This window comes from Nocardia lijiangensis NBRC 108240 (genome assembly GCF_001613045.1).
Taxonomy (GTDB): Bacteria; Actinomycetota; Actinomycetes; order Mycobacteriales; family Mycobacteriaceae; genus Nocardia; species Nocardia lijiangensis.
Window position 1 is genome coordinate 1 of sequence record NZ_BDBP01000170.1, and the last position, 7,835, is coordinate 7,835.

Genomic DNA, 7,835 nt, shown 5'->3' on the forward strand with positions numbered 1-7,835 from the left:
CGGCGCGCTGGCGAGCGCGGCGCGGTCGAAGCGGGCACGCTGCCCGGCCTGTTGCCCGGCGGCCGTCCCGTGGCGGATCCGCTTGCCAGGCAACAGGTTCGCACGATCTGGAACGTGGACGAGCTGCCCGTGACCGCCGGGCGCGACACCACGGCCATCCTGGACGACGCGCCGACACTCGGCGCGCTGGTGGTCGGCGGTGTGGATGTCAGCGATCTGCCGGACCCGAACGCGGCGCTCGCCGCGATCGACTCGGCCCGCTTCGTGGTCAGCCTCGAATTGCGGCACAGCGCCGTCACCGAGCGCGCCGACGTGGTGTTCCCGGTGGCCGCGACCATGGAGAAGTCCGGCACCTTCCGCACTTGGGAGGGCAGGCCGCGCCGGTTCGACGCCGCGCTCGGCGAGTCCACCGTGCGCCGCACCGCCGCGCCGCTCTCCGACCAGCGGGTGCTGCAGGCCATCGCCGACGAGATGGGGGTGCCACTCGGCCTGCCCGACACCGCCGCGGCCCGCGCCGAACTCGCGGAGCTCGGCACCTGGGACGGCCAGCCCGTCGCACCGCCCGCGCACCGGCCGCATCCGATCACCCAGCCACGGCAGGGCGCCGCGGTGCTCGCCAGCTGGCGGATGCTGCTCGACCGGGGCCGGATGCAGGACGGCGAGCCGAACCTGGCGGGTATCGCCCGTCCGCCGGTGATCCGGCTTTCGCCCGCGACCGCCGCCGAAATCGGTGCGGCCGACGACGATCCGGTCACCATTTCCTCCGAGCGCGGCATGCTCACGCTGCCGCTGCTCATCACCGAGATGCCCGAACGGGTGGTGTGGCTGCCGCTGAATTCGCCAGGCAGCTCGGTGCCCGAACAGCTCGCCACCCAGCCGGGCGGCGTCGTGCACGTACGCCGCGCCGACGAGAGGATGAAGGAACACCGCCATGAGTGATCCCGCTCTGTTCGTCACGGCGACCGTGGGGCCCTCCGTGGCTACGCAAGCTACCGCCTCCGGGCCTGACACGCTCGCCGTCTTCGGCCACGACCCCCTGTGGCTCGTCATCGCGAAATCGGTGGCGATCTTCGTCTTCCTGCTGCTCACCCCGATGATCGCGGTGCTGGCCGAACGAAAGATCGTGGCGCGCATGCAGATGCGCGTCGGCCCGAACCGGGTCGGCCCCAAAGGCTCGCTGCAGAGCATCGCCGACGGCGTGAAGATGGCGCTCAAAGAGGACATCATCCCCGCCATCGTGGACAAGCCGATCTACGTCCTTGCGCCGATCCTCGCGGTCATTCCCGCCTTCATGGCCTTCGCGGTGATCCCGTTCGGCGGCGAGGTCTCCATCCTCGGCGAGCGCACCGCGCTGCAACTGACCGATATGCCGGTCGGCGTGCTGTACATCCTCGCCATCACCTCGATCGGCGTGTACGGCATCGTGCTGGCGGGCTGGGCGTCCGGCTCGACCTACCCGCTGCTCGGCGGCCTGCGTTCGACGGCGCAGGTCATCTCCTACGAGATCGCGATGGCGCTCTGCTTCGCCGCGGTGTTCCTGCACGCGGGCACCATGGCGACCTCCGGCATCGTCGCCGCCCAAGACGGCACCTGGTACGTCTTCCTGCTGCTGCCCTCGTTCCTCATCTACTGCGTGTCGATGGTCGGTGAGACCAACCGGGCGCCCTTCGACCTCCCCGAGGCCGAGGGCGAACTGGTCGGCGGCTTCCACACCGAGTACTCCTCGCTCAAGTTCGCCATGTTCATGCTGGCCGAATACGTCAACATGGCCACGGTTTCGGCGCTGGCGACCACGCTGTTCCTCGGTGGCTGGCACGCACCGTGGCCGATCAACATGTGGCCGGGCGCGAACACGGGCTGGTGGGGTCTGCTGTGGTTCACCGCCAAGGTGTGGACGTTCCTGTTCGTGTTCATCTGGCTGCGCGGCACGCTGCCCCGGCTGCGCTACGACCAGTTCATGAATCTGGGCTGGAAGCTGCTCATTCCGGTGTCGCTGCTGTGGGTGATGCTCGTCGCGGCGGCGCGCGTGCTCGACGCCGAGGGCTTCGCCTGGGCGACCGCCGCCATGATCGTCGCGGGCCTGCTGATCACGGCCCTGATGATCGGGATGTTCCTGCGGGCCGGGCGGCGCCCGGGTGCCGGGCCACTGCCAGACGAGCCGCCGGTGGGCGAGCACGCACCGAGCGGCGAGGGCGTCTTCCTCGGCTTCCCGACACCGCCGCTGCCCGCCGGCGTCCGCCACGTGGACGCGACGAAAGGCCATCCGCTGGAACCGCTTTCGGGTTTCGCGGTCACGGCGCTCACCATGTTCAAGAAGCCGAACACCGAGTTCTACCCGGAGCACAAGGTGCCGACCGCGCCCCGCTATCACGGTCGCCACCAGCTCAACCGGCATCCCGACGGGTTGGAGAAGTGCATCGGCTGCGAGCTGTGCGCCTGGGCCTGCCCCGCCGACGCGATCTACGTCGAGGGCGCCGACAACACCGAGACCGAACGCTTCTCCCCCGGCGAACGCTACGGCCGCGTCTACCAGATCAACTACCTGCGCTGCATCGGCTGCGGCCTGTGCATCGAGGCCTGCCCCACCCGGGCGCTCACCATGACCAACGAGTACGAGCTCGCCGACGACAACCGGGCCGACCTCATCTACGAGAAGGACCGGTTGCTCGCGCCGATGGAACCGGGCATGACCCCGCCGCCGCACGCCATGTACCCCGGATCGACCGAGGGCGACTACTACCGCGGCACGGTCCCCGGCGCGGCCACCGAATCCGACGAGAAGAAGCCCGCGACAGCAGGCGCGGAAGGAGGGACGCGGTGACGATACTGATGGCCGCCGAGCCACTGACCCGCACGTCCACCGGTGAGGCCGTACAGTTCTGGATACTGGCCCCGCTCGCCGTGCTCGGCGCGCTCGGCATGGTGTTCGCGGCCAAGGCCGTGCACTCCGCGATCTGCCTGGCCGCCACCATGATCACGCTGGCCGTGTTCTACATCGCCCAGGACGCGCTGTTCCTCGGCGTGGTGCAGATCGTGGTCTACACCGGCGCGGTGATGATGCTGTTCCTGTTCGTGCTCATGCTGGTGGGCGTCGACTCCGCGGAATCGCTGAAGGAAACGCTGCGCGGCCAGCGCTTCGCCGCCGCCGCGGTGGGGCTCGGTTTCGGCATCCTGTTCGTCACCGGCATCGCCACCGGCGTCCGAAACTCCGAAATCAGCTTCCCCGCCACGGGTTTCGCCGGTCGCGACGTGATCGGCGAACTCGCCGAACTGATCTTCGTCCGATACGTGTGGGCCTTCGAGCTCACCGGCGCGCTGCTCATCGCCGCCACCATCGGCGCCATGGTGCTCGCGCACCGGGAGCGCTTCGGCCCGCGGATGGATCAGCGCGAACTGTCCCGCAGGCGATTCCGCGACGGCAAGAGCCGCGCCACCCCGCTGCCGACGCCCGGCGTCTACGCCAGGCACAACGCCGTGGACATTCCCGCCCGGCTGCCGGACGGCTCGTTCGAGGAGCTTTCGGTCAGCACCATCCTGCGGCATCGCCGCACCAGGGCGCTGACCGAGGCGGCCGTCATCTCGGTCGGCTCCGGCGCGGGCGACGCGAAGACCGACGGCCACGATCCCGCCGACGAGGAAGGCACCCGGTGACCCCCGAGAACTATCTGTTCCTGTCCGCCCTGCTGTTCACGATCGGCGCGGCCGGAGTGCTGTTGCGGCGCAACGCGATCGTGGTGTTCATGTGCATCGAGCTGATGCTCAACGCGGTGAACCTCGCGTTCGTCACGTTCGCCAGGATGCACGCGAACCTGGACGGCCAGGTGTTCGCGTTCTTCACGATGGTGGTCGCCGCAGCCGAAGTGGTCGTCGGCCTGGCCATCATCATGACCATCTTCCGCGCCCGCCGTTCGACCTCGGTCGACGACGCCAACCTGCTGAAGTTCTGACGTGGATACCGCGATCCTGACGCTGCTGCCCGCGCTGCCGCTGGCCGGGGCCGTCGTACTGCTGCTCCTCGGGCCCGCCGGGAACAAGTGGGGCCATCTGCTCGGCTGCGCGATGGCACTGGCCTCCTTCGGCGTTGCCGTGTGGGCGTTCGTCATCATGCTGGGGCGTGACAGCGCCGAGCGAGCCGTGCACGCCGATCTGTTCAGCTGGGTGCCGGTGACCGGTCTCCAGGTGGACATGGGACTCCAGATCGACCAGCTGTCCATGTGTTTCGCGCTGCTGATCACCGGTGTCGGCTCGCTGATCCACCTGTACTCGATCGGGTACATGAGCCACGATCCGGATCGGCGGCGGTTCTTCGCCTACCTCAATCTGTTCCTGGCGGCGATGTTGCTGCTGGTGCTGGCGAACAACTACCTGGTGCTCTACCTCGGCTGGGAAGGCGTCGGTCTCGCCTCCTACCTGCTGATCGGCTTCTGGTACGGAAAACCTTCCGCCGCAACGGCCGCCAAGAAGGCCTTCGTGGTCAACCGGGTCGGCGACATGGGCTTGGCGCTGGCCATGATGACGATGTTCGCGACATTCGGCTCGATCGGCTTCGGCGAGGTGTTCGCCGCCGCGCCCGGCGCGAGCGAAGGCACGCTCACCGCGATCGGCCTGCTCCTGCTGCTGGCCGCCTGCGGCAAGTCCGCCCAAGTGCCGCTGCAGTCCTGGCTCGGTGACGCGATGGAGGGCCCGACACCGGTGTCGGCGCTCATCCACGCGGCCACCATGGTCACCGCGGGCGTCTACCTGATCGCGCGGTCCAACGTGATCTTCGACCTCGCGCCGAACGCCCAGCTGGCCGTGGTGCTGGTCGGTGCGGTGACGCTGTTGTTCGGTGCGATCGTCGGCTGCGCCAAGGACGACATCAAGAAGGCGCTGGCCGCGTCCACCATGAGCCAGATCGGGTACATGGTGCTTGCCGCGGGCCTCGGCCCCGCCGGCTACGCCTTCGCGATCATGCACCTGCTCACCCACGGCTTCTTCAAAGCCGGTCTGTTCCTCGGGGCGGGCTCGGTGATGCACGCGATGGACGACGAGGTCGATATGCGTCGCTACGGCGGTCTGCGCAAAGTGCTGCCGATTACCTACGCCACCTTCGGGATCGGCTACCTCGCGATCATCGGTGTGCCGCCGTTCGCGGGGTTCTTCTCCAAGGACAAGATCATCGAGGTGGCCTTCAACGAGGGCGGCGCTGCCGGTTTCGCACTCGGCACGGTCACCTTGCTCGGTGCGGGTCTCACCGCGTTTTACATGACGCGGGTGATGCTGATGACCTTCTTCGGCTCACAACGCTGGAAGCCCGGCACGCATCCGCACGAGGCGCCCGCGGTGATGACAGGACCGATGATCCTGCTCGCCATCGGCTCGGTCGCCTCCGGCCTGTTGTTCGTGCTCGGCAACGCGCTGGTGAACTGGCTGGAGCCCGTGGTCGGCGCGCACCACGGCGAGGAGGTCGTGCCCGCGGGTGTGGTCACCGCACTCGCGCTGGCCGTCGTCTCGGTCGGCGTCACCGTCGCCTACAGCCAGTACGCGCAGCGTGACATCCCGGAAACGGCGCCGGAGGAGGTCACGGTACTCACCGTCGCCGCCCGCAACGATCTCTACGGCGACGCGGTCAACGAGGGCGTGTTCATGCGTCCCGGCCAGCATCTCACCCGGTCGCTGGTGTTCGTCGACAACCGCGGCATCGACGGGATGGTCAACGGCACGGCCGCCCTGATCGGCGGGCTCTCGGCCCGCATCCGCCGGGTCCAGTCCGGATTCGTGCGGTCCTACGCCCTGTCCATGTTCACCGGCGCGGCCCTGGTGGCCGCCGCCCTGCTGGCGGTGAGGATCTGGTGAATAACTATCCCTGGTTGACCACCCTCTGGCTGCTTCCGGTCGTCGGCGCGGTCGTCGTCCTGGCGTTGCCCGCGGCGCGGCGGGTGCTGGCACGCGGTGTGGCACTGACCTTCTCGGTGGCCGTGCTGGTGGTCGCCGTCGTGCTCGCGACAAGGTTCGACCCCGGCGGCGAGCAGTATCAATTCGTCGAATCGCACGAGTGGATCCCCGCTTTCGGCGCCGGATACACCCTCGGCGTGGACGGCATCGCGCTGGTGCTGGTGCTGCTCACGACCACGCTGGTGCCGCTGCTGATCCTGGCGGGCTGGCACGACGATCGCGCGGCAGGCGCGGGCAGGCGCGTGACGCACACCTATGTGGCGCTGATGCTGCTCGTCGAGGCGATGGTGCTCATCTCCTTCGTGGCGCTGGACATCCTGCTGTTCTACGTATTCTTCGAGGCCATGCTCATCCCGATGTACTTCCTCATCGGCGGCTTCGGGCCGCGGACCGCGGATGTGCAGCTGCGCCAGCAGCGTTCGCGGGCGGCGGTGAAGTTCCTGCTGTACAACCTGTTCGGCGGGCTGATCATGCTGGCCGCGGTGATCGGCCTCTACGTGGTGACGGCGCGCGAGGGGCTCGGCGGGGATGGCGCGGGCACCTTCGACTTCCGTGCCGTGGTCGCCGCCGCCAACTCCGGTGAGCTCGGCGCGGGTCCGGCGGTGATGAACGCCCTGTTCCTCGGGTTCATGTTCGCTTTCGCCGTGAAGGCTCCGCTCTGGCCGCTGCACACCTGGCTCCCCGACTCCGCGGTCGCCGCCACACCGGCCGGCGCCGTGTTGATGATGGCGGTGGTCGACAAGGTCGGCACCTTCGGCATGCTGCGCTACTGCCTGCTCCTGTTCCCGGATGCGTCGGCAACCTATGCGCCGCTGGTGATCACGCTCGCCGTGATCGGCATCGTCTACGGTGCACTGCTGGCGATCGGCCAGACCGACGTGATGCGGCTGATCGCCTACACCTCGATCTCGCACTTCGGCTTCATCATCCTGGGCATCTTCGCCATGACCAGCCAGGGGCAGACCGGTGCCACGCTCTACATGGTCAATCACGGCATCTCCACCGCCGCACTGTTCTTGATCGCGGGGTTCCTCGTCTCGCGGCGCGGCACCCGGGTCATCGCCGAGTACGGCGGGGTGCAGAAGGTCGCGCCGGTGCTGGCCGGAACGTTCTTCATCGCCGGTCTCGCGACGCTGTCGCTGCCGGGACTGGCTCCGTTCGTCAGCGAATTCCTGGTCCTCATCGGCACTTTCAGCCGCTACCAGGCGGCCGCGGTCATCGCGGCCAGCGCGCTGGTGCTCGCCGCGATCTACGTGCTGTGGCTCTACCAGCGGATGATGACCGGCCCGGTCAAGGAGGGCAACGAGCAGATTCACGATCTGGTGCCCCGTGAGCTGGCCGTCGTCGCACCGCTCATCGCGGCGCTGTTGTTCCTCGGCCTCTATCCGAAACCGGTGCTGGACTTCATCGATCCGGCGGTGAGCCAGACCCTGACCACCATCGGCCGCCACGATCCCGCGCCGACGGTTCCGGCGCCCGAGGCAGGCGCGGCGAACCTTCAGGAAGGTGGGCACAAGTGACCACGCACCCGATCCCACTCGCCGCGACCGTGCCGACGCCGGACATCGAATACGGCCTGCTCTCCCCGATGCTCATCGTGTTCGGTGTCGCGGTCGCCACGGTGCTGGTGGAGGCGTTCGTCGCGCGCCGATTCCGCTACGGCACCCAGGTGATACTCAGCCTGGCCGGTCTCGCGGCGGCGCTGGCGGCCGTCGTCCGCTTGGCGGGCACCGAGTCCACCGCGATCGCCGGCGCCGTGGCCATCGACGGGGTGACGCTGTTCTTGCAGGGCACCATCCTGGTGGTGTCGATCCTCGGGGTGCTGTTCATGGCGGAACGCGGCGCGCAACCGCGCGAGGCGCGATCCGGGCCCGGCACCTGGAGCCTGGCCGCGGCGACCG

6 protein-coding genes and 2 pseudogenes are annotated in these 7,835 nt (G+C 68.6%); all 8 read left to right on the forward strand.

What is annotated here, in order from left to right; all coding sequences use genetic code 11:
• Positions 1-939 (forward strand): molybdopterin dinucleotide binding domain-containing protein (locus NL1_RS35095; RefSeq protein WP_156095197.1); only part of this gene is annotated, 939 nt, incomplete at its 5' end.
• A pseudogene (nuoH, locus tag NL1_RS35100) lies at positions 932-2,227 on the forward strand (NADH-quinone oxidoreductase subunit NuoH); the annotation flags it as partial. The gene NL1_RS35095 and the pseudogene nuoH, both read left to right, overlap by 8 nt.
• A 15-nt stretch (positions 2,228-2,242) precedes the next feature.
• A complete protein-coding gene (gene nuoI, locus NL1_RS39845; protein ID WP_281180905.1) occupies positions 2,243-2,821 on the forward strand; it encodes an NADH-quinone oxidoreductase subunit NuoI in 579 nt (192 codons plus the stop codon).
• Positions 2,822-2,829: 8 nt separating this feature from the next.
• Positions 2,830-3,651: an NADH-quinone oxidoreductase subunit J gene (locus NL1_RS35105; protein ID WP_067849058.1), complete on the forward strand. Its 822-nt coding sequence runs from the start codon at positions 2,830-2,832 to the stop codon at positions 3,649-3,651.
• On the forward strand, positions 3,648-3,947 hold the full coding sequence (gene nuoK / locus NL1_RS35110) for an NADH-quinone oxidoreductase subunit NuoK (protein WP_067849061.1): 300 nt from the start codon (positions 3,648-3,650) through the stop codon (positions 3,945-3,947). The genes NL1_RS35105 and nuoK overlap by 4 nt, the downstream gene beginning before the upstream one ends.
• A 1-nt stretch (position 3,948) precedes the next feature.
• The gene (nuoL, locus tag NL1_RS35115) at positions 3,949-5,835 is read left to right on the forward strand and encodes an NADH-quinone oxidoreductase subunit L (protein WP_067849064.1); all 1,887 of its coding nucleotides are present in this window, start codon (positions 3,949-3,951) and stop codon (positions 5,833-5,835) included.
• Positions 5,832-7,454 (forward strand): NADH-quinone oxidoreductase subunit M, encoded by a 1,623-nt coding sequence (locus NL1_RS35120; RefSeq protein ID WP_067849067.1) that lies wholly within the window; start codon positions 5,832-5,834, stop codon positions 7,452-7,454. Before nuoL ends, NL1_RS35120 begins: the two co-directional genes overlap by 4 nt.
• Positions 7,451-7,835: pseudogene (locus tag NL1_RS35125) on the forward strand (NADH-quinone oxidoreductase subunit NuoN); the annotation flags it as partial. The gene NL1_RS35120 and the pseudogene NL1_RS35125, both read left to right, overlap by 4 nt.